Genomic DNA, 23,967 nt, shown 5'->3' with positions numbered 1-23,967 from the left:
CTGCCGGAGCGCGTCATCCGAGCGGGATGCTCACTGCCCCGACTCATCCGCCGAACACCAACGGTTTCTGCCCGACTGCTTGGCCTGATACAGACAGGTATCCGCCGATTTCAGCAAATGGGCCGGCGTCAGCTCGGCATCGACCGGATGCCGTGTGGTGATCCCGGCGCTGGCGGTGACGTAACCCAGTGGATGCCCGGCGTGTTCCAGTTTCAGTGAGCGGATGCCCTGCAAAATGTCTCTGGCGACTTGAATGGCCCCGGCGCTGTCGGTGTTGGGCAGCAGCACCGTGAACTCTTCGCCGCCGTAGCGAACGACCAGATCCGCGGGGCGTCTGACCGCTTGCTGGACCGCACGCCCGACCGCGTTCAGGCAATCATCGCCAGCGGCGTGGCCGTACTGGTCGTTGTAGCGTTTGAAATAGTCGACATCGAGCATGATCAACGACAGCGCCGACCCCTGGCGCCGGGCCAGACGTATTTCATCGGCCAGCGCATTGTCCAGACGCCGACGATTGCCCAGCCCGGTGAGGCTGTCGGTCAGCGCCATGTCGCGCATGGCCTGATGGGCGTGGCGGATCTCGCGTTCCATCGCGATTCGCTGGCGCAGCTGATGCAGCACGACGAGGCCGAAACCGGTCATCACCAGGCTGAGGAACACCAGGACGAAGCCGTTTTTCAACAGGTCCTGGCGCCATGGCGCGATGATCGACTCACGGGAAATACCGGCTTCCACCACCAACGGGTAGGTGGAGAGCGCCCGATAGCCATACAGGCGCTCGGTGTCGTCGACCACGGCTTTGACCTCCGCGACGCCTTCGCTGGAGTTGGGCAAATAGTGTTTGAAGATCTCGCTGCCGGACAGGCTCTTGCCGATCACCGATGCAATGAACGGCCGGCGCACCAGGATCGTGCCGTCACGCTTGGCCAGGACCAGCGCACCCTTGTCATCGATCCTGAAGTCGCCGTAGTAGTCGACGAAGTAGCTGACCTTGACCGTGCCCAGCAGCACGCCCGCGAACGAGCCGTCGGGGTTGTTCAGGCGACGGGAGATGGGAATGATCAGGTCGTGAGTCGAGCGGCTCTCGACCACCTCACCGATGCGCACATGGCGGTCATCGTGAGTGCGGTGGTACTGGAAATAATCGCGGTCGGAGTTGTTGGCGGTCTCCGGCGTGACCTCCTTGTCGGTGACGATCCATTGCCCGTCGGCGCCGTAAATGAACAGGCCATGCAGTTGCGGCATGATTTTCGATTGCTGCACCAGCAGGTTATGGATACGCGGCACGTCGAGGTTCTGCAGGCCGTCACCCTCGACCCGCTCACTCAGCGCTGCAGTCAGCACATCCATCTGGCGAATGGTGTCTTCGGCGTGCTGTGCGGTCGCGCGGGCCAGGTTGGTCACCGAGTCGCGCGCAGAGGCGAACGCCGAACGATAGTCGCGCCAGGTCCGCCAGCTCTCGACCGCCAGAAAGGCAAAAACCACCATCAGCATGAAGCTCACCGTCAGCCGGAAGATCGAACCGGCGCGGGCGGCGTTGATGGAAGAGCGTGACGTGACGTTGTCTGTGTCCGGCTCTGGTGGGGTGCGTCCGAGCATCAAGGTCTCCTCTGGCGCTGCGATAAAACGAGTGCGTCAGAGGATTATGACAAGGCGTGCGCAGAATTGGGCACACAGGCGACTTTTCCTGTCGCCACCATTCACTGCCCGCCGGTTTGCAGGACCTCGATCCACAACGCGCCTTTGCCCGAGGCCGCTTCGGCCACTCGCTTCAACGCACCGTTACTGGCCACCGCGTAGGAGCCGACCTTGTCGCTTTTTTCGCCCGTCACAATCAACCAGTGGCCGTTGGGGGAGAGGGCGATGTTGCGGGGCTGTTTCTCTTGAACCGGGTAGTTGTCGAGAAACTTCAGGCTACCGTGGGCCGTATCCACCGCGAACACCGAGACGGAGCTGCTGGTGCGTTCGCTCATGAACAGCAACTTTCCATCTGGCGACATCCGCAGATCAGCCGCCCAGATACGCGGGGTAGGGTCGTCCTTCAAGTCGTTATTGCGTGCGTCGCGCACTTCGCCATGGGCCAGTTTCAAACGCTCGGGAATGCCGTTGGCGACGGCAATCGGGGTCAGGGCACCGCTGTCGGCATTGATTGAAAACGCGCTGACCGTGCCGCTCATTTCGCCGACCACATACAGAAATTTGCCATCAGGGGAGAAGGCCAGATGCCGAGGCCCGGTGTTGGCCGGGACACTGACATAACCCTCGCCGATCGGCGTGAGCGTACCCGTGCTGGCGTCCAGGCTGTATTGCAGAACCCGGTCAGCACCCAGGTTACCCGCGTAGGCGAATCGATTGCTCGGGTCGGTACGCAACGAGTGTGCGTGCAGACCGGTTTTGTAGGTGCGGATGTCGGTGGACGGCGTGTCAGCCTTGTCGATGGCCTGCACGCTCAGCAAGTCGGCGCCATAAGAAGCGGCGAGCAGATAGCGTCCCTGTCTGTCCGTGGACAGGTAGGCCATGCTCTCGGCCAGAGGTGCCTTGGTCCGTGGCGTGAGACGTCCGGTGTCGGGATCGATGCTGAAGCTCTGGACCTGAAACGGCTTGACCCGCAGCGCCGCGAACAACACTTTGCCGTCCGGCGAAAGCGCCATCGGATTGACCTGATCACCCGCGCTGACCTGATTGATCAGACTCAACGCGCCGTTGCTTTCATCCAGTTGATATTGGGAAATCAATCCGTCGGCCGGGCTGGAGATGTAGGCAAACGTGGCGGCATTCGCGTGCAGGCTGAGTCCGCATGTAATGGCGCAGGCTACCAGGAGAGTTTTATTCATGAGTAATCCATTATTTTTATGATTGTGGTCAGTCATCCTATGACTTGAATTGAATGGCATCAACGGTTTTTTGCAGGGGCAAACCGTATTAAATCAGGAGCCAATCGGAGCTTTCCCGCACGCACCGCCGTTGGGTGAGGGGGAATTTTGTTGATGGTTTTCTGATGTCATCAGATGACTTGCCGACTTCATGCTCCACAGCCAGGCCATGCGCTACTCGGTGTCGGCGCGTGATAGAAGTCATCCGCTGAAATACAAAAGCCTGCTTTGAAAAGCAGGCTTTTGTCGTTCCAACGGTACTCAGAACGTCGGGGTGTATTTCACGGTGAACATCACATTGCGCGGATCGCCGTAGTTGTTGTTGCCATTGAGCTGGTTGTATCCGGCCGTGTAATAGTGCTTGTCGAACAGGTTGTTGGCGTTGAGTGCCAGCCCTATCTCTTTCGTCAGTTGATAACCGAGGCGGGCGCTCCATACGGTATAACCCGGCACTTCGAAGGTATGTTCGTAGCCGAGGGTATGAGTTTGGGTCGTGAAGCCCAGGCCGGTGCTGACGCGGTTCCAGTCACCGCTGAACTGATAGTCGCCCCAGACCCGCAGCATGTGCTTGGGCGTCCAGGTGCTGAAGACTTTGCCTTCGTTTTCCGGATCTTTGAGATATTTGGTGGTGTTGTAGGTGTAGCCGGCGAACAATTGCAGTCCTGTCAGGACTTCGCCACTGACCTCCGCTTCAATCCCCTGGCTGCGAACCTTGCCGGCCGCAATCGAGCAGTACCAGCCATCGCAGGCGAACCCTGACGCCAAGTCGTTGAGGGCACGGTTCTTCTGGTCATAACGGAACACCGCCAGGGAGGTGTTGACCCGGCCGTCCAGCAACTCGCCCTTGAGGCCGACTTCGTAGTTGCTGCCGATCACCGGTTTGAGCACGGAGCCGTTGATACCGCGCACGGTTTGCGGTTCAAACACATCGGTGTAGCTGGCATAAACCGCCCATTCGCGGCTCAAGTCATAGATGATGCCGGCGTATGGCGTGACTTCGCCGTTTTCGTCAGCGGTGCTTTCAGGCTCGGCGATGGCGACATTGCTGAAGGCCTGCTGGGTGGCCGATTTGTAGCTGTAGTCATACCAACTGACCCGTGAGCCGAGTACCAGGGTCAGCGGCTCGATCGGCTTGACCCGCCAACTGCCGTAAAGGCCTTTTTGGCGAATCTCGTATTTACTCGGTGTGGCGCGGCCGCCCGGCGTATTGAGCAAGCCTTCATAACTGATTTCGGGACGGTCGTGGTCGATCCCGAAGATCGTGTCGCTGCTGTCGTTGAAGGTGCGGGCGAAGCGGTCGTCAGAGGTGTATCTGGAATAGTTGCCGCCCAGCATGACTTCCTGCTCCATGGACAGCGCTTCGAAGTGGCCGGTGAGGTTCATGTCCAGACCGAGCTTGGTCGAATCGAAATCCGTCACAAAGTCGGCATATTGCACACCACTGCCATCGGCTTCGATTGCGTCGCCGATGCTTTGCAGGCGCTGGTTTTTTGCCTTGTTGGTTTCAGTCATGCGCACGGCGCCGACCTTGGCCGCCCAATCGTCGTTGAAGCGGTGTTCCAGATCGGTATAAACGGTGGTGACGTCGATGTCCGCATGGTTCCAGCGCGCGCCGGTATAGGTCGAGCGCGGGACATCCAGGGAGCGGCCATCGGCATAGCGTGGCAAGCCGCGAATCATCGGCCGGGACTCGGCATTGGACTGGCTGACGGCTAAGCCAAGCGTTGTGTCGTCGCGCAGATCGAAGTCGAGTGCGCCGTAGAGCGAGTGCGTTTTGCTCCACTCGTAATCGATGAACGAGTGGCTCTGGTCTTCGTCGGCAACGAAGCGACCGCGCACGGTTGCGCTCGTGTTCAGTGGTCCGCCGGCATCCAGTTGCAGGCCGTAATGATCCCAGGAGCCGGCCTTGCCGGTCACGGTTACGGTCGGGGCGTTCTGGCCGCGCTTGCGCACCAGATTGATCGCGCCACCAGGGCTGCCGGTGCCCTGCAGCAGGCCGGATGCGCCGCGCAGGATTTCCATGCGATCGAAGAAGATCAGATCCTGCGTCGCCCAGTTGCCCAGCGCATAGGTGTTGCGTGGGATGGGGACGCCGTCGTACTGCCAGTCATCGATTTGAAAACCACGCGAGGTCAGGATCATGCCTTTGCCGACGCCCTGAACGCCGACCAGCCCGGTGGTCTTGTTCGCGGCGTCCTTGAGGTCGGTGAGGTCCTGGTCATCCATTTGCTTGCGCGTCATTACGGTGACCGACTGCGGGATTTCCTTGAGTGTGTGAGTGCCTTTGCCGATGGTTACTGCTCGCGCGGCGTAGGAGCCTGAACCTTCGGTGGTGGCGCCGAGGCTGCGTTCAACAATGTTGGTGGCGCCCAGTTGCAGGGCCGCGCTGCTGTCGGTGACCGGCTCTACGCTGAAGTTGCCTTGCCCGGTGACGCGCAGCTGCAAACCGCTGCCTGACAGAGCCTTTTGCATGGCTTGTTCGGCCGGCATCTGGCCAATCACGGCAGGGGCCTGCTTGCCTTGCACCAGCGAGGGCTCCAGCGAAATGATCTGCCCGCTCTGACCGGCGATCGCATTAAGGGTGCCGGCGAGCGGGCCGGCCGGCAGGTTGAAGCTCAAGTCTTGCGCCAGCGCGGCGCTTGCCAGGGTCGCCAGGGCAACGGCGGCGGGAAGGGTACGGGGCCACGTGTTGAACACAACATTCTCCTGTTTTTGTGAAAGTGTCAGGAGATAGGTGCGACGAGAAATGAAAACCGGACACAAACGAGATCGATTATCAAAAAAACTTTCGCCGGGTTATTTTTTGCCAATCAGCGTCAGCCACGGGCTGTAGCGATCCACGCGTATCGGCAACGTTTCGGCCAGGGCGCTCAGGGTGCGCTGAGGATCGTCAAGCGGGAATACGCCCTGGACGCGCAAGCCTCGAACCTCGGGAGCCACGCGCACCAATCCACGGCTGTAAGGACGAAGCGCGTCGACCACTTGCTCAAGGGACTCGTCCAGCACATTCAACTGCCCGTTCAGCCAGGCGGCGCGCCGACGTTCATCGCCGCTGGCGAGGGTGATTCTGCGCGAGGACAGCACCGCCGCCTGACCTTCCTGGATGATTTGCGTCGTACCGTCGAACAAGCGTGCCTCGACCGAGTGCTGCAACACCACCAGGCGGCTGGCGTCCTGCACTTGGGTGACGAGGAAACGGGTTCCCAGGGCGCGCATTTCGCCTTCAGCCGTGCGCACCACCAGTGGTCGGCGGGAATCGGGCGCCACGTCGATCACCAGTTCGCCGCGCCGCAGGATGATCACCCGTTGCGTATCGTTGAAGAGCAGGTCCACCGCGCTTTCAGCGTTCAGGCTCAGGCGGCTGCCGTCGACCAGATTGAAGCTCTGGCGTTGACCTCGCCCGGTGTGCAGGTCCGCCAGCAGCGCTTCACCCAATTGACTTTTTGCGCCGAGCCACAGGCTGGTGCCGAACAGACCGAGGCCGGCAATCACGCGCAGGGCATCGCGGCGCGAAGCCTGCGGTTGCAATAACACCTGCCGGGCCTCGCTGGCCTGGCCGGGCAAGCGTCGATCCAGCGCGCGCACCGTGTTGAACGAGCCACCGAGACGATCCTGCAGGGTCGCCCAGGCCTGGCTGTGCGCACGATCCATCGCCAACCATGCGTTGAAGCGCTCCTGCAGCGCGGGATCAGGCGTGCCGGCGCGAAGCTTTACCATCCAGTCGATGGCTTGCTCGCTGACGGGATCCAGGCGCGGCTTGCTCATGGCGCCACCTCGCACAGCAGGCACTGGCGCAAAGCCTGTTTCATGTAACGACTGACGGTGCGTTCCGAAAGCTCCAGCTTCTGCGCGATGGCTACGTAGCTCAGACCATCCAGCTGGCTGTAGAGGAAGGTGGCCTTGACGATCATCGGCAAGCCGTCGAGCGCCCGGTCGATGGCCACCAGTGCTTCGATCAGTTGCAGCTGTTCTTCGGGGGAGGGGGCCAGGGCCTCGGGCAGAACGGACAAACGTTCGAGGTAGGCCAGTTCCAGCTTGCGTCGGCGAAAACGGTCAAACATCAGTCGGCGGGCAATGGTCGACAGGTAAGCCCGGGGTTGGTCGATGCTGTCCGGATCGACGCGAGCGACCAGCAATTGGCAAAACGTATCGGCGGCAGTGTCCTCGGCGTCCGCGTGATTGCGCAGCTCCCGATTGATGTGCTGCAGCAGCCATCGGTGATGATCGCTGAAGAAGAATCCCAGCTTGCTGGACGGAGGATATTGCACTGGTGGGCTTTCCAGATGTTAGTGAGAATCTCTCTCAATACTACCTGCGCGGTGAGAGCCAGTGCAACGCTCTCTGAAAGCCTTGGATGCGGATTCTTGATTGTCCTTTTTTAGTTGACGGTGAAACGCTTTTCAGCCGATTTATCCCGCTCAGACGTGTCAGTAATCTGTGCCCATCTTGAACGCAACAACAACTCCAACGACTGAAAAGGGATTCAAACATGAGCACTCCAACTTACAACCGCCTGAACAAAGACGACGCCGTAGTTCTGCTGGTCGACCACCAGACCGGTCTGATTTCCCTGGTTCAGGACTTCTCCCCGAACGAGTTCAAGAACAACGTCCTGGCCCTGGCCGATCTGGCGAAGTTCTTCGAGTTGCCGACCATCCTCACCACCAGTTTCGAACAAGGCCCGAACGGCCCGCTGGTCCCGGAACTGAAAGAGATGTTCCCCGACGCGCCGTACATTGCCCGTCCAGGCCAGATCAACGCCTGGGACAACGAAGACTTCGTCAAGGCGATCAAGGCCACCGGTCGCAAGCAGATCATCATTGCCGGTGTGGTGACTGATGTCTGCGTCGCGTTCCCGACACTGTCGGCACTGGCAGAAGGATTCGACGTGTTCGTGGTGACCGATGCCTCTGGCACCTTCAACACCACCGTCCAGCAAGCCGCATGGAACCGCATGACCCAGGCCGGCGCACAAATGATGAACTGGTTCTCGGTGGCCTGTGAGCTGCACCGCGACTGGCGCAACGACATCGAAGGCCTGGGCAACCTGCTGTCGCAGCGCATCCCGAACTACCGCAACCTGATGAACAGCTACTCGGCGCTGACCGCGCAACAGAAATAAGCCGATGCGGATGCACGAAGGCCTGCCCTGAAAAGCAGGCGTTTGTGTTGTGTGGCGAAAAAAAGCCCGCCATCAGGCGGGCAAAGTTGTTGCCAGGTCAAGTCAGCCTGCCTTCAGGCGATGCGCCGTACCGGTCTGCGGGCTTTGCCGGAGCGGGTGTAGCGGAAGAGGTCTTTGGGGTCGTTGTCATCGCTGCTTTCACCCCATGGCACCAGCTCGATGCCGATGCCCAGATTGCGCGCTTCGGCCTGTTCGTTGATGTAGCGCAAGACCGAATAGTCCTCCAGCGCAAAGCCCACCGAATCAAAAATGGTCACCTGTTCGTCGCTCACGCGGCCCTCGACCTGGCCCGCCAGTACCCGCCACAGATCGACCACCGGGAAGTCCGACGGCATCTGCTGGATATCGCCTTCGATCCGGGTCTGCGGCTCGTATTCAACGAACACCGTGCCGGCCTTCAGCACATCGGCGTGCAGTTCGGTTTTGCCCGGGCAGTCGCCGCCGACACCGTTGATGTGCATGCCGGGTTCAAGCATGTCGGGCGTGATGATGGTCGCGTAAGCCTTGTCTGCCGTGACGGTGGTGACGATATCGGCGCCTCGCACGGCTTCGGCGGTGGACGATGCGCGGATTACTTTCAGCGATGGACAGTCGGTCAGATTGCGCATGAGCTTTTCCGTGGCATGCGGGTCCACGTCGTAGACCACAATTTCTTCGATGCCCAGATGGAAGTGAAACGCCAGTGCCTGGAATTCGCTTTGCGCGCCATTGCCGATGAGCGCCATGCGCCGAGCGTTCGGCCGGGCCAGCGCACGCGCCGCCATCAGCGAAGTGGCGCAGGTTCGCAATGCCGTGGCGACGGTCAGCTCGGAGAGCAGCAGGGGATAGCCGCTCTCGACGTCAGCCAGAACGCCGAACGCCATCACCGTGTACAGCCCGCGAAGGGTGTTGCTCGGGTGGCCGTTGACGTATTTGAAGGCATAGCGTTTGGCGTTGGAGACCGGCATCAGCTCGATGACGCCGATGTCGGAGTGGTTTGCCACCCGTGCCGACTTGTCGAAATCGGGCCAACGCTTGAAGTCATCGCGGATCGCGTCGGCAAGATCGCCGATGAATCGCGCGATACCGATGTCCCCCACCAGTCGGGACATGGTCGGGACGTCTACAAAACGGGTCATGGGTAATCTCCATTAGTTTCCGGAAGGAATGTGGGCGGCAACGGACGGCGACGCCTTGCTGCGGCCATAGGCGAACAGCAGGAAAATGAACCACAGCGGCATGAAGTAGAGCGCCAGCCGGGTGTCCTCCCTGAGTGCGAGCAGGCACAGCACGAACAGCAGAAAGACCAGGGTGATGGCCGCCATCGGCACACCGCCAGGCGATTTGAAAGCGGACTTCTGGTGCGCGGCAGGGGCTTTTTTCCGGTAGGCGATGTAGGACGCCAGAATCATCGACCAGGTGAAGATGACCAGGATGGCCGAGATGGTCGATATCAGCGTGAAGACCGTCATCACTTCGGGCATCACGAACAGCAGGGTCACGCCCGCCAGCATGCACAGACCCGAGAACAACAGGCTGTAGACCGGCACGCTCAGCGATGACAACTTGCCGAAGATCGCCGGCGCCAGATTTCGCTCGGCCAGGCCGAACAGCATCCGGCACCCGGAGTACACGCCGCTGTTGGCGGACGACGCGGCGGAGGTGAGGACGACGAAGTTGATCATGCCGGCAGCGGCCGGAAAACCCGCGAGCAGGAACAGCTCGACGAAGGGGCTGCGGTTGGCCGGCACGTCCGCCCACGACACCACGCTGATGATGCAGACCAGCGCGAGGATGTAGAACAGCAGAATGCGCGCCGGAATGGTGTTGATGGCTTTCGGAAGGGTGCGGTGCGGGTTCTTGGCCTCGGCGGCGGTGGTGCCGATCAGTTCGGTGCCGGCGAAGGAAAAAACCGCGATCTGGAAGCCGGCGAAGAAGCCGCTGAGGCCGTGGGGGAAGATCGATCCCGCCTCGATCATGTGCGAGAACGAAGCCACCGTGCCGTTCGGCGAGGTGAAGGACGTCGCGATCATGATCAGCGCGGTCACGATCAGCAGCACAATCGCCACGATCTTGATGATCGCGAACCAGAACTCGACCTCACCGAAAATCCGCACCGCGAGCATGTTCAGCCCCAGCAGCAGGAACATGCTGAAGATGGCGGGCATCCAGGCCGGTACGTCCGGGAACCAGTACTGGAAGAACCCCGCCACCACGACCACATCGCCGACCACTGCGACGCTCCAGCTCAGCCAGTACGACCAACTGAGTACGAACCCGGCGCGCGGCCCCAGGTAAGTCGCGACGATGTCGGCGAAAGACTTGAACTGAAGGTTGGACAGCAGCAGCTCGCCCATGGCCCGCATGACGAAGAACAGGAAGAATCCGAGGATCGCGTAGACCAGCACGATTGAAGTGCCGGCCAGGGCGATGACTTTCCCGGAGCCCATGAACAGCCCGGTGCCGATCGCACCGCCAATGGCGATCAACTGGATATGGCGATTCTCCAGCGTGCGCTGAAGATGCCCGTTATTCGGGGCGTCGATGTCCTGATGTGCATCGGCACTGTGGGAGTGTTTTTCCATGATCGACCTCTTATTTTTGTTTGAGCAAGGCTTCGAACGGTTGGAAGGAAAGCGCCGACGACACACGGCGAGTCGCAGGCGCCTGCAGGCACCCGTGGTCAGGTGAGCCTGCGCACGGTTTTTTTCTAAAGGCCGCTTTCGAACCCGCGAAGGGTGTTCACGGCGTTGATGCCGATCTCATCCACCATGTAGCCGCCTTCCATGACGAACAGCGTTGGCAGCTGAGCCCCGGCAATTTGTGCCCCCATACGGACGAAGTCTTCGCTGGTCAGGAGGAAGTGGCTGATGGGGTCATGCTCGAACGTATCGACGCCCAGCGAGACGACGAGGAACTGCGGTTCAAACGCGACGATCCGGTCCAGCGCCTCAGACAGTGCCTGGCGATAGGTGTCCCAGGTGCAGCCCTTGGCCAATGGGTAGTTGGCCGTGAAGCCCTGGCCGGCGCCTGCTCCCTCTTCGTGTGCGTAACCGGAGAAGTACGGGTAGGACACATGCGGATCGCCATGGAGGGAGGCGAAGAAGACGTCCGGGCGCTCATAAAAGATGTTCTGGGTGCCATTGCCGTGGTGGAAATCCACGTCGAGGATCGCGACCCGTTTTGCGCCCCTGCTGCGGCAGCGTTCGGCGGCAATCGCGGCATTGTTCAGGTAGCAATACCCGCCCATGTACTCGCGCGCGGCGTGGTGCCCGGGCGGTCGGCACAGGGCGAAAGCGCTGTGGGCGCCGTCGATGATGTGGTCCATGGCGGTCAATGCCACGTTGGCGCTGCCGCGCACGGCCTCCCAGGTTCCGGCGGTGATGGGCGCACCGGCGTCCATTGCATAGAACCCCAGTTTGCCGTCGATGAAACCGGGCTCTCGATCGATCGCCAGATCGCGTACCGGCCACACCAGCGGCAGCGCGTCATGCTGTTTGCCGGTGGCTGCCCATTCGGCCCAGGCATTCTCCAGAAACGCCACGTAGCGTTCGCTGTGCGCGGCCACGTAGCAGGAGCGATCGTATTCGCGTTCGGGGATGACCTCACCCAGAACCGTTGACTGCACACGGGCCAATACTGTTTCGGCGCGCTGAGGGTTTTCGAAAGAGGGCTTTACCGCCCCGTCCTTGAGCTCTGAACCGTGGTGCAAGCGATGCTTGGGGCTGAAAACTGTTAACACGCGAGTGTCCTCGGGGCTGTTTGAGTCATTTCGTGTAGAACAATTTTCGCGTTGCATCGCTGAAAATGCTTTGCGATATTTGCTCGCGCGAAGGCAATTTGAGCAAAGAGATTGGCGAGGTCTGGGGTGTATGAGCAAAAGTATTGCTTTGGATGAGTTGGATGCGACCGACAGAAAGCTGCTGCGCCTGCTGCAAGAGGACGGAACGCTCTCAAGCGCTGCATTGGGAGAACAGCTGTCGATTACCGTGACGCCCAGTTGGCGGCGTCGCAAGCGTCTGGAAGACCTTGGCATCATCAAGGATTACCAGGCCAACCTGGATCGCCGAAAGCTCGGCTTCGATGTCATGGCGTTCGCGCAGGTGAGGTTCGGCAACCATTCGGAAAATGCCCCCGATGAGTTCGAGAAAGTGATTCTCAAACTCCCGCAGGTTCTGTCCTGTCACAAGGTCACCGGTGAAGCGGACTACGTGCTCACGGTTCTGGCAACGGATCTGGAAAGTTACGGGCGTTTCGTCGAGGACGTATTGCGCAGGCAGCCGGGCATTGCCTCGATCCAGTCGAGCCTGGCCCTGCGCGAGGTCAAATCCGTGAGCCGGATACCGGTGCTGGATTAGCCACGGTATCGATGGCGAGGTGCGGTCCGGCAGGGCATCTTCAGCGGACGCCTCTGCCGGACAGGCCGCTGGTCGGCTGTCCGGGCGGGGCCGGTTTTTGACCTCAGACCGTTACCACGACTTTCCCGACCTGCTGATTGGCCTCAAGAAAGCGGTGCGCGTCCTGAATTTCATCGAGGGTGAATGTCCTGGCAATGATCGGTTGCAGGGCGCCCGACGCCAGACCGTCGAAAATGAACGTCTTGGCCCGGGCCAGGGTGGCCGGGTCCGAGACGATTTCCGAGTACAGGTAACCCTTGAGGGTCAGGCTCTTGCCCAGCACGGTGAACAGCGGGAACGGCGTCGGCTCCGGGCTCAGCGCGCCGTACTCCAGCAGGATGCCGCCCCGGGCCATGCTTTGGGTCAGCGGCTCGAACGAAGGCCCGCCCACCGGATCGAAAACCACCCGCGCGCCTTTGCCTTCGGTCAGGGCCATGACCCTGGCGACCATGTCTTCTTCGTCGCTGACGATGACGTGCGCTGCGCCGGCGTCCAGCAGAGCCTGTTTTTTTGCGCGGGTGCGGGTCACGGCAATCGGAGTGGCACCGACCATCCGGGCAATCTGGAAGGCCGCGAGGCCGACGCTGCTGGAGGCGGCGGTGACCAGCACAAAATCATCCCGATGAAGTCTGGCCTGTTCGACCAGCGCGCCCCACGCGGTCACGTACTGCATCCACGACGCCGCCGCTTGCTCGAAAGAGAGCGTGTGCGGGTGCTTGACCGTGAGGTGGGCGGGAACGTTCGCCAGTTCGCCGTAAGTGCCCCAGCGTGCAATGTCCAGCGGCGGAATCACGCTGACCGCGTCGCCAGCCTTGAACTCGCTGACGCTGGCGCCGACGGCAACCACCACACCGGCCGCTTCGTAGCCAAGACGACTGGGAAACTGCGCTTCCTGAAGATAGGCGTGGTTGCGGAACATCACTTCCGCGCGGTTCAAGCCGAAGGCCTTGACCTCGATTTGCACCTCGTCGGCGCCGGGCGCCGGGACATCGACCGCTTCCAGTTTCAAAACGCTTGCGTCGCCGTACTCGTGAATCCTGACAATGCGTGCCATGGTTGCCTCTGCAATGAACAATGAGGCCGGTGTCTGCCGGCCGGAATGTGGTTGAGATCGGGCACCGGATGCCGGTGCCATGGACGCCAATTTAGGCTTTGGCTTGCGCCGGATAAATGCCTACGATAGCGCAAGACTAGAAACAACGAGTTTCCAATGGATCGCCTTACGCTGATGGCCACCTTCGTCAAAGCCGTGGAGCTGGGCTCCTTCAGCGCGGTGGCGGATGAGCTCAACCTGTCGCCGCAACTGGTGGGCAAACAGGTGAAAATGCTTGAACAGCATTTGGGTGTGTCGCTGCTCAACCGCACCACCCGCAAGCAACACCTCACTGACTTCGGCCGCACGTTCTATCAGCGCGCGAAGCTGATTCTGGCCGACATGGACGCCGCCGAAGAAATGGCCGCCGTGACCCGAGGTGTGCCCAGCGGCCGGCTGCGGATCAATGCGCCGGTCACTTTCGGTGTCAGTACGCTGTCGCCCAGGCTGTTGGAATACATGGTCAGGTATCCGCAGGTGTCGGTGGACCTGACGCTGTCCAACGAACTGGTGGATCTGGTCGACGGCGGTTACGACGTGGTGTTTCGCATTGGCGAACTCGCCGACAGCGGCTTGAAGGCGCTGCCACTGATGCCGTATCACATGGTGCTGTGCGCCGCGCCGTCGTATCTGGCGCGCCGCCCACCGATCACCACACCCTGGGATCTTCAGGAGCATGAGTGCCTGGCGTTTGCCTATTCGGACGGGCGCTCCCACCTGCGCTTCGACGGTCCGGAGGGGCTCATCGACGTACCGATTCAAAGCCGTTTGACGATCAATCAGGGCGACCCGTTGTTGTCCGGCGCTGTCGCCGGGTTGGGCGTGGTGATGCTGCCGCTGGAACTGGTCAGGGACTCACTGAGAAGCGGGACACTGGTGAGCCTGCTGCCGGATTACACGGTGCCGGTTTCACCGATGAGCCTTTTGTACGCCCCCGACCGCCGCCTGACGCCAAAGCTGCGCAGCTTCATTGATTTTGCGAAGGCGGCATTTGGGTGGGGGGCGTCTTCTGCGCGTACCTCTTGACGGTTTTTCAGCCACTCTGGCGAAGCGTCCGGAACGCTGGGTTTGTGACTATGTATCTTGTCGGTCACACGTTGTCAGTCCGCTGTAGGGTGCGTAAGCTGCTCCCATGAATCAGCCATCGATATCTTCGCCCAGCGCCCGTGGCCCAGCCGATCACGACATTCGAAACCAAATCGTCGCGGCGGCCAACGAACATTTCAGTCAGTACGGCTACGGTAAAACCACGGTCTCCGACCTGGCCAAAGCCATTGGCTTCTCCAAAGCCTATATCTATAAGTTTTTTGATTCCAAGCAGGCGATCGGCAACGCCATCTGTGCAAATTGTCTGGCAGAAATCGTTGCAGCCGTTGAGCAGGCTATCAATGTAGAGACTCTTTCGCCGACCGAGCGCTTTCGACGCTTGGTCAAAACACTGATCGCCACGGGTGCGAGCCTGTTCTTCAATGATCGAAAGCTCTATGACATCGCGGCGTTTTCTGCGTCAGAACGCTGGCCCAGTTCGCAAGTCTATGACACCAGGATCAAGCAGTTCATTTTACAAATCGTGCGTGAAGGGCGAGAGATAGGTGAGTTTGAACGCAAGACTCCCTTGGACGAGACGGTCGATGCGATACATCTTGCTCTGCGGCCATTCGTCAATCCTCTACTGCTGCAGCACAATCTTGATTGCGTTGAAGAGGCGCCCGCGCTCACCTCCAATCTCATCCTGCGTAGCCTCATGCCTTGATCTTTGATCGTCGGCCAGCGGTCGAACCGTTACAGGTCTGAGCAGCACATCACCCAAACGGCTTTGCTTTTTGCCCTTCCTCCAGTCGTCGAAGGGCATTTATTTATCTGCATTGTGACCATTGACTGATATGGTCACATGGCTAACTATAGCCGTTCGATGTTTCTGCTGTTTCATCCCGGTGATAACCATAGAGTTCCAATAATGAAAAAAATATTGCTCAAGAGTCCACTTGGCCTCGCGGTCGTACTCGCATCTTCTAACGTGTTTGCGAGCGGTTTTGCCCTCAATGAACAGAGCATCAGCGGGATGGGATCTGGATATGCCGGCCGTTCCTCCTCGGCTGAAGATGCGAGCACCGTCTTCGGTAATCCGGCGGGCATGTCTCGTTTGAAAACGGAACAAGTCAGCGTAGGCGCGGCGACTCTTTTCGCGAAGTCCGATATAAGCCAGACCCGCAGCACATTCGGAGGGCGGGAAGACGGCGACATGGTGCCCACGACCACGATACCTATGGGCTACTACGTCAAACCGATTGATGAGCACTGGGCGTTCGGCGTTGGATTTTATGCACCTTTTGGCCTGATCACCGATTACGGCAGCGGCTTTGCCGGGCGTTACTACGCTAATAAAAGCGAGGTCACGGCGCTTACGTTCCAGCCCACTATCAGCTATGCCTTTAATGACAAGGTTTCGATCGGGTTCGGCCCCACCATCAACCGTATCAGCGGCGAGTTGTCCGGAATGGTGCCCAATCCGCTCAGTCCTGGTCGCAATGACGGAAAACTCAAAAGCACTGGCGACGACACGGCCCTTGGTTTCAACGCCGGCATTTTGATGCAGGCTACAGACCGGACTCGCCTTGGACTGACCTACCATTCCAAGGTCAGTTATCACCTGGATGCCAAGACCAAGGTCACTGACGGCATCTTTAGCGTGTTGGGAGTTAGCGGCCGGAGTTATGACGCCTCGCTGGATGTCGATTCGCCGGAATCCGTGGATTTCTCGGTCACACATCAGCTCAATGATGACTGGACCCTGTATGTGGGGAGTACCTGGACACGCTGGAGTCGCTTCAAGGAGTTAACCATCGAGAACACGGGGCTGCCGCCGTTGTTGAGCGGCTCGCTGGGCACCATCAGCGAAGAGCAGAACTGGCATGATACGTGGGCTCACGCTATCGGTACGTCTTATAAATTGAGCGATCAGTGGGTACTTCGTGCAGGCTTTTCCGTCGACCAGTCGCCCGCCAACAACACCAATCGTGGACCGCGTATCCCGACGGGTGACCGAACGGTTATCAGCTTCGGTGCCGGCTGGACTCCGGTAGAGAATGTCACGATCGATGTTGCTTATTCCTACCTGCGGGAAGAGAGCGTGCAGGTCAACGATAGCTCCACAACCCGAGGTGCATACAGTGCCAGGTACCAGAACAGTGCGAGCGGGCTCGGCACTTCTGTCAGCTATCGCTTCTAAATAGATAAGGCATCATTCCACGACAACGATTCGGCCGGGAGCGCATGTTGCGCCCCGGCCTTTCAATACTCATTCCGCCAGTGCTTCGCGCGCCTTCATATTGCTGTTCTCTGGTGGCTTCGAGTCGCCAGAGACTGAGCTTGCGGAGGTTGCCAGCCACCCCCGAGTGCCTTGAATGCCGCGACTGCCGCCCGTGCCGAGTCCGTTTGTGCCTGCGCCCGGGCATCGGAAGCCTGCAACATCGTTTCGTCGGCATGCAGGACATCGATCAGACTTGCCGTACCTTTCTCGTAGGCAATGAATGACGATTGACGGGCCAGTGTCAGAGCGTCCTCGCCTCCCGTCAGGGTGATCGCCTGGGCTTCTCGATTCACCAGCGCGGAGAAGGCATTCTCGACATCCTCGGTGGCGCGCAAAACGGACTGACGGTAAGCGGCCAGGGCCTCGGCTTTCTGTCCCTTGGCTTGATCGATCTGAGCGTTGATGCGGCCAAAGTCGAAAAGTCTCCAGCGCAATCCCAGTACGCCCGCCGACTGATTGGCGCCGCCGGTGAAAAGGTTGCCGCCGGATACGGCCGTGGCGCTTCCCAGTAATGCACTCAGGGAGAATTTCGGGTAGTACTCCGCAACCGCCTCTGCGATGCGCGCATTGGAGGCGGCAAGACGACGCTCGGCCACGATGAGATCGGGCCTGCGGCGCAGCAGGTCGGCCGGTGTTCCCGTGGACTTTATTTGTGGCGCGAGAGGAATATTTCCTGCATTTGCCAATTGCATGCGATGAGTGCCTGGCGGTGTACCCAGCATGACATCCAGTGCATTCATGGCAGCCTCCAGGCCGGTCTGCAGGACTGGCACGGTCGCCTGGACCTCTGCCAGTGCGCCCTCTGCCTGGTGAACCTGATAGTTGGCAGCCAGGCCTTTGCCGTAGAGCAGGGAGACTTTTTCCAGCAGTTCATGCTGCGTTTTGACTTGTCGGTTCGCGATGTCCAGCCGGGCCTGCAATCCTCGGATGCTGATATAGATATCGGCGGTCTGCGCAGCGATGGCCAGTCGTGTGGCGACGGCGCCAGCCTCCGAAGCCTGATACTCGGCGAGTGCGGCTTCGCGTCCGCGTCGCAGGCCGCCAAATACATCAATCTCCCAGGCAGCGCCGAGGTTCACCTCGTAGGTGCTTGCGTACCGATCATGGCCGGGCGTCGAGTTCAACACCTGTCCGAGCGGCGTCTCGACTGACTGATAGGAGCGCGCAGCCTGGCCACTTATGTTCCCCGAGGGTAACAGGGCGGCATTCGCGGCACCCAGTCCTGCCCGCGCCTGTGTGACTCGCGCCGACGCCTGTGCCAGATCCAGATTCTGCTCAAGAGCCCTGGAGACGAAGCCGGTCAGCGCTGGATCACCAAAGCCTTCCCACCAGGCCACAAGAGTGGCCGGTGTCCCTGCGGGCCTCTGCTCGACAGCGGACTGACCCAAATAACGATCCGAAAGAGAAGCGTCTGGACGTTGATAGTCCGGACCGACCGCGCAGCCTGCCATCAAGCTGGCGCTCACCAAAAGAGCAAGGGGATGGAGAGGGGGCATTGCGATTCCTTCAAATGACGATTTTTGTGACCATAATATATTTCAGTCACTTGCTGTCAATAACCATGATTTGATCGCCATTCGGAGTTTTCCCAATGTTTGTGGTGGTTTTTGCGTAAATGCGGGCAGCTCAATTATTCTTGATGGCGTGACCATTGACAGATATGGTCACTATGCTGAGAATGTCGTGCATGTCCTATTTTTCAAGTAAGGGAACCTATGCGCCTGCTTCGTCCTGTCCCCATTGCGGCTTGCCTGTTGCCACTCGTCCTGGCAGCGTGCGGCGACTCATCCACCGCTGAAGATCCACGCACGCATGCTCCTCTGGTGAGGGCTTTTGCCGTTCAGGGCGCCTCCGACGTTTCGCGCACTTTCACGGGAATCGTGGCTGCCCGTGTGCAGAGTGACCTGGGCTTTCGCGTTTCAGGCAAGGTACTTGAGCGTCTGGTTGATACGGGGCAGGCCGTCAAGCGCGGGCAGCCACTCATGCGTCTCGACCCAATCGATCTCGGCTTGCAGGCGCGAGCACAGCAAGAGTCGGTCATCGCGGCTCGGGCCAGAGCCAAGCAGACCACTGATGACGAGGCCCGGTATCGCAACCTCGTCGCTGCCGGGGCGATTTCTGCATCGGCGTACGACCAGATCAAGGCAGCGGCTGATACCGCAAAGGCACAGCTCAGTGCTGCCGAGGCGCAGGCTGACGTGGCTGGCAATGCTTCCGGGTACGCGGTGTTGTTTGCGGATTCCGATGGGGTGGTGGTGGAGACGCTTGCCGAGCCGGGCCAAGTCGTCAGTCCGGGGCAACCTGTGGTTCGACTCGCGCGCGCGGGGCAGCGAGAAGCGATAGTTCATCTGCCCGAAACGCTACGTCCGGCAGCAGGATCCACAGCGCAGGCGACGCTTTACGGCAACAGCATTGGGGTTGTCACCGCGAAGCTGAGGCTGCTTTCTGATTCGGCCGATCGCATGACGCGCACCTTTGAGGCGCGCTATGTGCTTGAAGGCGCGTTGGCCAATGCGCCGCTGGGTTCGACAGTCACTGTTCGGATCGCCCAAGGCACTGCAAATGGACAAACGCTGCAAGTACCGATCGCTGCCGTTTATGACGCGGGCCAAGGCACAGGGGTGTGGGTCATTGCCGGCGAGCCGGCGAAGGTTGCCTGGCGACCTGTTCGGGTTCTGGGCTTGAGCGATGACGCAGCGCGAGTTACAGGTGAACTCAAAATTGGCGAGCAGATTGTTGCGCTGGGGGCCCATCTGCTGCGCGATGGTGAGGAGGTGAGGCTGGCTCAACAGGGTGACGTCAACGTTGCCGGGAGCCATCCATGAGCCAGGGACGCTTCAATCTTTCGGCGATCGCCGTTCGCGAGCGCTCGATCACGGTATTCCTGATCTTCCTGATCGCTGTTGCAGGGGTCCTGTCGTTCTTCCAGTTGGGACGTGCGGAAGATCCTCCGTTTACGGTCAAGCAACTGACGGTCGTGACCGCGTGGCCGGGGGCTACGGCGCAAGAGATGCAGGATCAGGTTGCAGAGCCGCTTGAAAAACGCCTGCAGGAATTGAAATGGTATGACCGCACGGAAACCTACACCCGTCCAGGTCTCGCTTTCACGATGGTGACACTGCTTGATCGCACGCCTCCCTCCCAAGTGCAGGAGGAGTTCTATCAGGCCCGTAAAAAACTCGACGATGAGGCCATCAAGTTACCGGCGGGTGTGATTGGCCCGATGGTCAACGACGAGTTTTCAGATGTGACATTTGCGCTGTTCGCCCTGAAAGCCAAAGGCGAGCCGCAGAGGCTGCTGGTGCGTGATGCGGAATCGTTGCGCCAGCGCCTGCTGCACGTGCCGGGAGTAAAGAAGGTCAACATCATTGGTGAACAGGCTGAACGCATCTTTGTTTCCTTCTCCCATGATCGACTGGCCACGCTGGGCGTATCACCTCAGGATATCTTTGCCGCGCTGAATCAGCAGAACGTGCTCACGCCAGCCGGCTCGATTGAAACCGATGGGCCGCAAGTCTTCCTGCGCCTCGACGGTGCCTTCGACAAGGTGCAAAAGATTCGTGATACGCCTCTTGCGGTTCAAGGCCGAACATTAAAGCTCTCGGACGTGGCGACGGTCGAGCGTGGATATGAAGATCCGGCCACGTTCCTGGTGCGCAATAACGGAGAGGAGGCTCTGTTGCTGGGGGTTGTGATGCGTGAGGGCTGGAACGGCCTGGACCTGGGCAAGGCATTGGACGCAGAGACCACCAGCATCAACGAGGGCATGCCGCTGGGCATGACGCTCACCAAGGTCACCGATCAGTCTGTGAATATCAGTTCGGCCGTCGACGAGTTCATGATCAAGTTCTTCGTCGCACTGCTGGTCGTGATGCTTGTCTGCTTTCTCAGCATGGGCTGGCATGTCGGTATCGTGGTGGCGGCGGCTGTGCCGTTGACGCTGGCCGTGGTGTTTGTGGTGATGGCGGCCACTGGAAAGAACTTCGATCGTATTACTCTCGGGTCGTTGATTCTGGCGCTTGGCCTGCTGGTGGACGATGCGATCATTGCCATCGAGATGATGGTGGTGAAGATGGAGGAGGGCTACGACCGCATCAAGGCTTCCGCGTATGCCTGGAGTCATACGGCCGCACCGATGCTTTCCGGCACGCTGGTAACCGCTATCGGCTTTTTGCCCAATGGTTTCGCACAGTCAACAGCGGGCGAGTACACCAGCAACATGTTCTGGATCGTGGGCATTGCCCTGATTGCTTCATGGGTCGTTGCGGTGGCTTTCACGCCCTATCTGGGTGTGAAGATGTTGCCGAAGATCAACACGGTCGAAGGTGGCCACACGGCCATCTATAACACTCCTAACTACAACCGCTTCCGCCGGGTTCTGGCGCGTGTGATCGCCCGCAAATGGCTGGTGGCCGGTACGGTTATCACTACGTTTGTCGTGGCGATTCTCGGCATGAGCCTGGTCAAGAAACAGTTTTTCCCCACATCGGACCGTCCAGAAGTGTTGGTCGAAGTGCAAATGCCCTATGGGACCTCCATCGAGCAGACCAGCAGCACCACCGCCACGATTGAATCCTGGCTGCAAAAGCAGGCTGAAGCAAAAATCGTCACGGCCTATATCGGGCAAGGTGCGCCGCGCTTCTACCTGGCAATGGCGCCGGAGCTTCCAGACCCGTCATTCGCAAAGATTGTGGTGCTGACGGACAGTCAGGAGGCGCGTGAGTCCCTCAAGTTCCGCCTTCGTGAGGCAGTGGCGCAAGGGCTTGCTCCGCAAGCGCGTGTCAGGGTGACGCAACTGGTGTTTGGCCCCTATTCGCCATTTCCTGTCGCCTATCGGGTGATGGGGCCTGACCCTTCAAAATTGCGCGAGATCGCCGGCCAGGTACAGGAAGTGATGCAGGCGAGCCCGATGATGAGAACGGTCAACACTGACTGGGGAGCGCTGACACCCACGCTGCATTTCACCCTGGATCAGGACCGTTTGCAGGCGGTGGGGCTGACGTCCAGCGCTGTCGCGCAGCAGCTGCAGTTTTTGCTCACGGGAATCCCTATCACGGCCGTTCGTGAGGACATTCGTTCGGTGCAGGTGACCGGGCGTGCGGCGGGTGACATCCGGCTCGACCCGGCAAAAATACAAGGGTTTACGCTCGTGGGCGCGGCGGGGCAGCGGATTCCGCTGTCCCAGGTAGGGGAAGTCGACGTCCGCATGGAGGAACCAATCCTTCGCCGTCGTGACCGCACGCCGACCATTACCGTGCGCGGCGACATTGCCGAAGGCTTGCAGCCACCGGACGTATCGAGCGTGATCATGACGCAGTTGCAGCCGGTCATCGACAAGCTGCCTGATGGGTATCGCATCGAGCAGTCGGGGGCCATCGAGGAGTCGGGCAAGGCCGGCAAGGCGATATTGCCGCTGCTCCCGATCATGATTGCGATCACGCTGCTGATCATCATCCTGCAGGTGCGTTCGATCTCGGCGATGATGATGGTGTTTCTCACCGCGCCGCTGGGGTTGATTGGCGTGGTGCCGATCTTGCTCATCTTCCAGCAACCGTTTGGAATCAACGCCCTGGTCGGCCTGATCGCGCTTTCGGGCATTCTGATGCGCAATACGCTGATTCTGATTGGACAAATCCACCACAACGCGCAAGAAGGACTGGACCCGTTCCACGCGGTGATCGAAGCCACCGTGCAGCGTGCCCGCCCTGTGTTGCTGACAGCGTTGGCAGCCATCCTGGCGTTCATCCCCCTGACGCACTCCGTATTCTGGGGGACGCTGGCCTACACACTGATCGGAGGTACGCTCGTCGGAACCATCATGACACTGGTGTTCCTGCCGGCGATGTACTCCATCTGGTTCAAGATCGGCTCAGTCAGTCAATGGCAAACTGAAGCAGCAGAACCGGTATAGCCCGCGAAGCAGGCTGAAGAGAGGGCGCCACTGCGTCCTCTCGTTGTTCACTCAACAGGTTGCCGGGAAACCCCGGCGCTTGATTGGAGGCTTGCGGGAACGCCTGGTAGCCGTTGAGTCGGACCTGCACGCTTGCGCAATCCAATCGAATACTTGCCTATTCCTCTGAACATGCCGTCCGGCAGATAGGAATGCCCTTGCTCGCAGGCTAGAGTTCCGTCAACAGGAGCCAGCCACCATGATCCATGTCAGTCCCCCCCAGGAATCGTCTCTGGCCTCGAGCATTGATCCGCGTGTCAGTCATGCAGGAGATTTCGCGACGGCGATCCCCGGCCTTGCGTTGTTTCGTCGCGATCATCCAGTGCCACCGTCCATTTGCATCGTTGAACCGAGTCTGATTCTGGTCGCCCGTGGCGAGAAACGGCTGTGGGTCGGTGCCGAGGGTTATCGCTATGACAGCTCGCGCTTTCTGATTACCTCCCTTGAGCTTCCGGCCAATTCCGAGGTACTCAGTGCCAGCCCCGAGCAGCCTTGCGTCGGGCTGGTGTTGAAGCTGGATGTGGCGTTGCTGGCCGAGGTCATCACCAAGGGCGGTATGCCCGCGGCCCGCAGTCGTGCGATTGGCGCGGGTGTCGGCATTGGCAGCATGGTCTTGACGCTGGAGCAGGCCCTCGGCCGTTTGCTGGCGCTGCTTGATGAACCCGAGGCGATCCCGGTGCTCGCGCCGCTGATTCTGCGCGAGGTCCACTATCGGTTGCTCAACAGCGATCAGGCCGCGCGCCTTTGCCAGCTCACGGCGGTCGATGGTCAGGGCTACCGCATTGCCAAGGCCATCGACTGGCTCAAACTCAACTACGGCGAGCCACTGCGCATCGAGGAGCTGGCGGCGCGGGTGCAGATGAGCACACCGACCTTTCATCACCACTTTCGTCAGCTGACCGCTATGAGCCCTTTGCAGTATCAGAAGTGGCTGCGCCTGAACGAGGCGCGGCGGCTGATGTTCAGCGAACGCTTTGAGGTCTCGCGGGCGGCGTTTGCCGTCGGTTACGAAAGCCCTTCGCAGTTCAGCCGCGAGTACGGCCGGCTGTTCGGCAGAGCCCCCCGAGATGACATTGCCCAACTGCGTGCCCAGCCGCCGGAAGAGGCGGTGGTCAGCAGCGCCGCGAGTTAACCGCCGCACCGTTTTCACCGGTGATATGCCTCGCTGCGTATCACCGCCTAT

General features: G+C 60.0%; 18 protein-coding genes. 8 read left to right on the top strand and 10 right to left on the bottom strand.

The window, feature by feature from the left end:
- Window positions 1-30: 30 nt before the first annotated feature.
- The 5 genes from KVQ74_RS21875 to KVQ74_RS21855 form a co-directional block, all read right to left on the bottom strand.
- Window positions 31-1,599: a sensor domain-containing diguanylate cyclase gene (locus KVQ74_RS21875; RefSeq protein WP_217833445.1), complete on the bottom strand. Its 1,569-nt coding sequence runs from the start codon at window positions 1,597-1,599 to the stop codon at window positions 31-33.
- Window positions 1,600-1,700: 101 nt separating this feature from the next.
- On the bottom strand, window positions 1,701-2,834 hold the full coding sequence (locus KVQ74_RS21870) for a lactonase family protein (RefSeq protein ID WP_217833444.1): 1,134 nt from the start codon (window positions 2,832-2,834) through the stop codon (window positions 1,701-1,703).
- Between the two features lie 300 nt (window positions 2,835-3,134).
- Entirely contained in the window at window positions 3,135-5,570 is a 2,436-nt protein-coding gene (locus tag KVQ74_RS21865; protein ID WP_217833443.1) for a TonB-dependent siderophore receptor, read from the bottom strand.
- 99 nt (window positions 5,571-5,669) lie between these two features.
- Entirely contained in the window at window positions 5,670-6,638 is a 969-nt protein-coding gene (locus KVQ74_RS21860; RefSeq protein ID WP_217833441.1) for a FecR family protein, read from the bottom strand.
- Window positions 6,635-7,141, bottom strand: a complete 507-nt coding sequence (locus KVQ74_RS21855) for a sigma-70 family RNA polymerase sigma factor (protein ID WP_217833440.1) — start codon at window positions 7,139-7,141, stop codon at window positions 6,635-6,637. The genes KVQ74_RS21860 and KVQ74_RS21855 overlap by 4 nt, the downstream gene beginning before the upstream one ends.
- Before the next feature lie 221 nt (window positions 7,142-7,362).
- On the opposite strand from KVQ74_RS21855, the gene ycaC reads away from it, so the two are divergent.
- Entirely contained in the window at window positions 7,363-7,995 is a 633-nt protein-coding gene (ycaC, locus tag KVQ74_RS21850; RefSeq protein ID WP_217833438.1) for an isochorismate family cysteine hydrolase YcaC, read from the top strand.
- Between the two features lie 113 nt (window positions 7,996-8,108).
- Here the strand turns inward: ycaC and KVQ74_RS21845 are convergent, their stop codons facing one another.
- The 3 genes from KVQ74_RS21845 to KVQ74_RS21835 all read right to left on the bottom strand — a co-directional run bounded on the left by KVQ74_RS21845 (window position 8,109) and on the right by KVQ74_RS21835 (window position 11,776).
- Window positions 8,109-9,173, bottom strand: coding sequence for an ornithine cyclodeaminase (locus KVQ74_RS21845; protein WP_217833436.1), 1,065 nt, complete (start codon window positions 9,171-9,173; stop codon window positions 8,109-8,111).
- A 12-nt stretch (window positions 9,174-9,185) separates the two neighbouring features.
- Window positions 9,186-10,619, bottom strand: coding sequence for an amino acid permease (locus KVQ74_RS21840; protein WP_217833434.1), 1,434 nt, complete (start codon window positions 10,617-10,619; stop codon window positions 9,186-9,188).
- A 125-nt stretch (window positions 10,620-10,744) separates the two neighbouring features.
- Window positions 10,745-11,776 (bottom strand): histone deacetylase family protein, encoded by a 1,032-nt coding sequence (locus tag KVQ74_RS21835; protein ID WP_217833431.1) that lies wholly within the window; start codon window positions 11,774-11,776, stop codon window positions 10,745-10,747.
- A 130-nt stretch (window positions 11,777-11,906) separates the two neighbouring features.
- Here KVQ74_RS21835 and KVQ74_RS21830 point away from each other — a divergent pair, with 130 nt between their 5' ends.
- Window positions 11,907-12,392: an Lrp/AsnC family transcriptional regulator gene (locus KVQ74_RS21830; RefSeq protein ID WP_217833428.1), complete on the top strand. Its 486-nt coding sequence runs from the start codon at window positions 11,907-11,909 to the stop codon at window positions 12,390-12,392.
- A 103-nt stretch (window positions 12,393-12,495) separates the two neighbouring features.
- Here KVQ74_RS21830 and KVQ74_RS21825 read toward each other — a convergent pair whose 3' ends face one another.
- Entirely contained in the window at window positions 12,496-13,485 is a 990-nt protein-coding gene (locus KVQ74_RS21825; protein ID WP_217833425.1) for a zinc-dependent alcohol dehydrogenase family protein, read from the bottom strand.
- Window positions 13,486-13,641: 156 nt separating this feature from the next.
- Between KVQ74_RS21825 and KVQ74_RS21820 the strand changes: the two genes are divergently transcribed.
- The 3 genes from KVQ74_RS21820 (at window position 13,642) to KVQ74_RS21810 (ending at window position 16,753) form a co-directional block, all read left to right on the top strand.
- A complete protein-coding gene (locus KVQ74_RS21820) occupies window positions 13,642-14,550 on the top strand; it encodes a LysR family transcriptional regulator (RefSeq protein ID WP_217833422.1) in 909 nt (302 codons plus the stop codon).
- Between the two features lie 106 nt (window positions 14,551-14,656).
- Entirely contained in the window at window positions 14,657-15,277 is a 621-nt protein-coding gene (locus tag KVQ74_RS21815; RefSeq protein WP_217833419.1) for a TetR/AcrR family transcriptional regulator, read from the top strand.
- 204 nt (window positions 15,278-15,481) lie between these two features.
- Entirely contained in the window at window positions 15,482-16,753 is a 1,272-nt protein-coding gene (locus tag KVQ74_RS21810; protein ID WP_217833414.1) for an OmpP1/FadL family transporter, read from the top strand.
- A gap of 95 nt (window positions 16,754-16,848) precedes the next feature.
- Here KVQ74_RS21810 and KVQ74_RS21805 read toward each other — a convergent pair whose 3' ends face one another.
- On the bottom strand, window positions 16,849-18,330 hold the full coding sequence (locus KVQ74_RS21805) for an efflux transporter outer membrane subunit (RefSeq protein ID WP_217833410.1): 1,482 nt from the start codon (window positions 18,328-18,330) through the stop codon (window positions 16,849-16,851).
- Between the two features lie 219 nt (window positions 18,331-18,549).
- On the opposite strand from KVQ74_RS21805, the gene KVQ74_RS21800 reads away from it, so the two are divergent.
- The 3 genes from KVQ74_RS21800 to KVQ74_RS21790 all read left to right on the top strand — a co-directional run bounded on the left by KVQ74_RS21800 (window position 18,550) and on the right by KVQ74_RS21790 (window position 23,916).
- Window positions 18,550-19,659 carry an efflux RND transporter periplasmic adaptor subunit gene (locus KVQ74_RS21800; RefSeq protein ID WP_217833407.1) on the top strand — a complete coding sequence of 370 codons (1,110 nt, stop codon included), beginning with the start codon at window positions 18,550-18,552 and terminating at the stop codon, window positions 19,657-19,659.
- On the top strand, window positions 19,656-22,745 hold the full coding sequence (locus KVQ74_RS21795; RefSeq protein ID WP_217833404.1) for an efflux RND transporter permease subunit: 3,090 nt from the start codon (window positions 19,656-19,658) through the stop codon (window positions 22,743-22,745). Before KVQ74_RS21800 ends, KVQ74_RS21795 begins: the two co-directional genes overlap by 4 nt.
- Before the next feature lie 238 nt (window positions 22,746-22,983).
- Complete coding sequence (locus KVQ74_RS21790) at window positions 22,984-23,916, top strand: AraC family transcriptional regulator (protein WP_217833401.1); 933 nt, start codon at window positions 22,984-22,986, stop codon at window positions 23,914-23,916.
- Window positions 23,917-23,967: the final 51 nt, after the last annotated feature.

It is taken from the genome of Pseudomonas botevensis, from assembly GCF_019145475.1.
In the GTDB taxonomy this organism is placed as follows: domain Bacteria; phylum Pseudomonadota; class Gammaproteobacteria; order Pseudomonadales; family Pseudomonadaceae; genus Aquipseudomonas; species Aquipseudomonas botevensis.
The sequence above is the reverse complement of the archived record's forward strand: the minus strand, read 5'-3'. Positions and strand labels throughout refer to the sequence as shown.

Excerpts from the sequence above, each read along its gene's own strand:
- KVQ74_RS21875 (WP_217833445.1), bottom strand. The coding sequence starts at position 1,599 with ATGCTCGGACGCACCCCACCAGAGCCGGACACAGACAACGTCACGTCA.
- KVQ74_RS21870 (WP_217833444.1), bottom strand. The coding sequence starts at position 2,834 with ATGAATAAAACTCTCCTGGTAGCCTGCGCCATTACATGCGGACTCAGC.
- KVQ74_RS21860 (WP_217833441.1), bottom strand. The coding sequence starts at position 6,638 with ATGAGCAAGCCGCGCCTGGATCCCGTCAGCGAGCAAGCCATCGACTGG.
- ycaC (WP_217833438.1), top strand. The coding sequence starts at position 7,363 with ATGAGCACTCCAACTTACAACCGCCTGAACAAAGACGACGCCGTAGTT.
- KVQ74_RS21845 (WP_217833436.1), bottom strand. The coding sequence starts at position 9,173 with ATGACCCGTTTTGTAGACGTCCCGACCATGTCCCGACTGGTGGGGGAC.
- KVQ74_RS21840 (WP_217833434.1), bottom strand. The coding sequence starts at position 10,619 with ATGGAAAAACACTCCCACAGTGCCGATGCACATCAGGACATCGACGCC.
- KVQ74_RS21830 (WP_217833428.1), top strand. The coding sequence starts at position 11,907 with ATGAGCAAAAGTATTGCTTTGGATGAGTTGGATGCGACCGACAGAAAG.
- KVQ74_RS21825 (WP_217833425.1), bottom strand. The coding sequence starts at position 13,485 with ATGGCACGCATTGTCAGGATTCACGAGTACGGCGACGCAAGCGTTTTG.
- KVQ74_RS21820 (WP_217833422.1), top strand. The coding sequence starts at position 13,642 with ATGGATCGCCTTACGCTGATGGCCACCTTCGTCAAAGCCGTGGAGCTG.
- KVQ74_RS21815 (WP_217833419.1), top strand. The coding sequence starts at position 14,657 with ATGAATCAGCCATCGATATCTTCGCCCAGCGCCCGTGGCCCAGCCGAT.
- KVQ74_RS21810 (WP_217833414.1), top strand. The coding sequence starts at position 15,482 with ATGAAAAAAATATTGCTCAAGAGTCCACTTGGCCTCGCGGTCGTACTC.
- KVQ74_RS21805 (WP_217833410.1), bottom strand. The coding sequence starts at position 18,330 with ATGCCCCCTCTCCATCCCCTTGCTCTTTTGGTGAGCGCCAGCTTGATG.
- KVQ74_RS21800 (WP_217833407.1), top strand. The coding sequence starts at position 18,550 with ATGCGCCTGCTTCGTCCTGTCCCCATTGCGGCTTGCCTGTTGCCACTC.
- KVQ74_RS21795 (WP_217833404.1), top strand. The coding sequence starts at position 19,656 with ATGAGCCAGGGACGCTTCAATCTTTCGGCGATCGCCGTTCGCGAGCGC.
- KVQ74_RS21790 (WP_217833401.1), top strand. The coding sequence starts at position 22,984 with ATGATCCATGTCAGTCCCCCCCAGGAATCGTCTCTGGCCTCGAGCATT.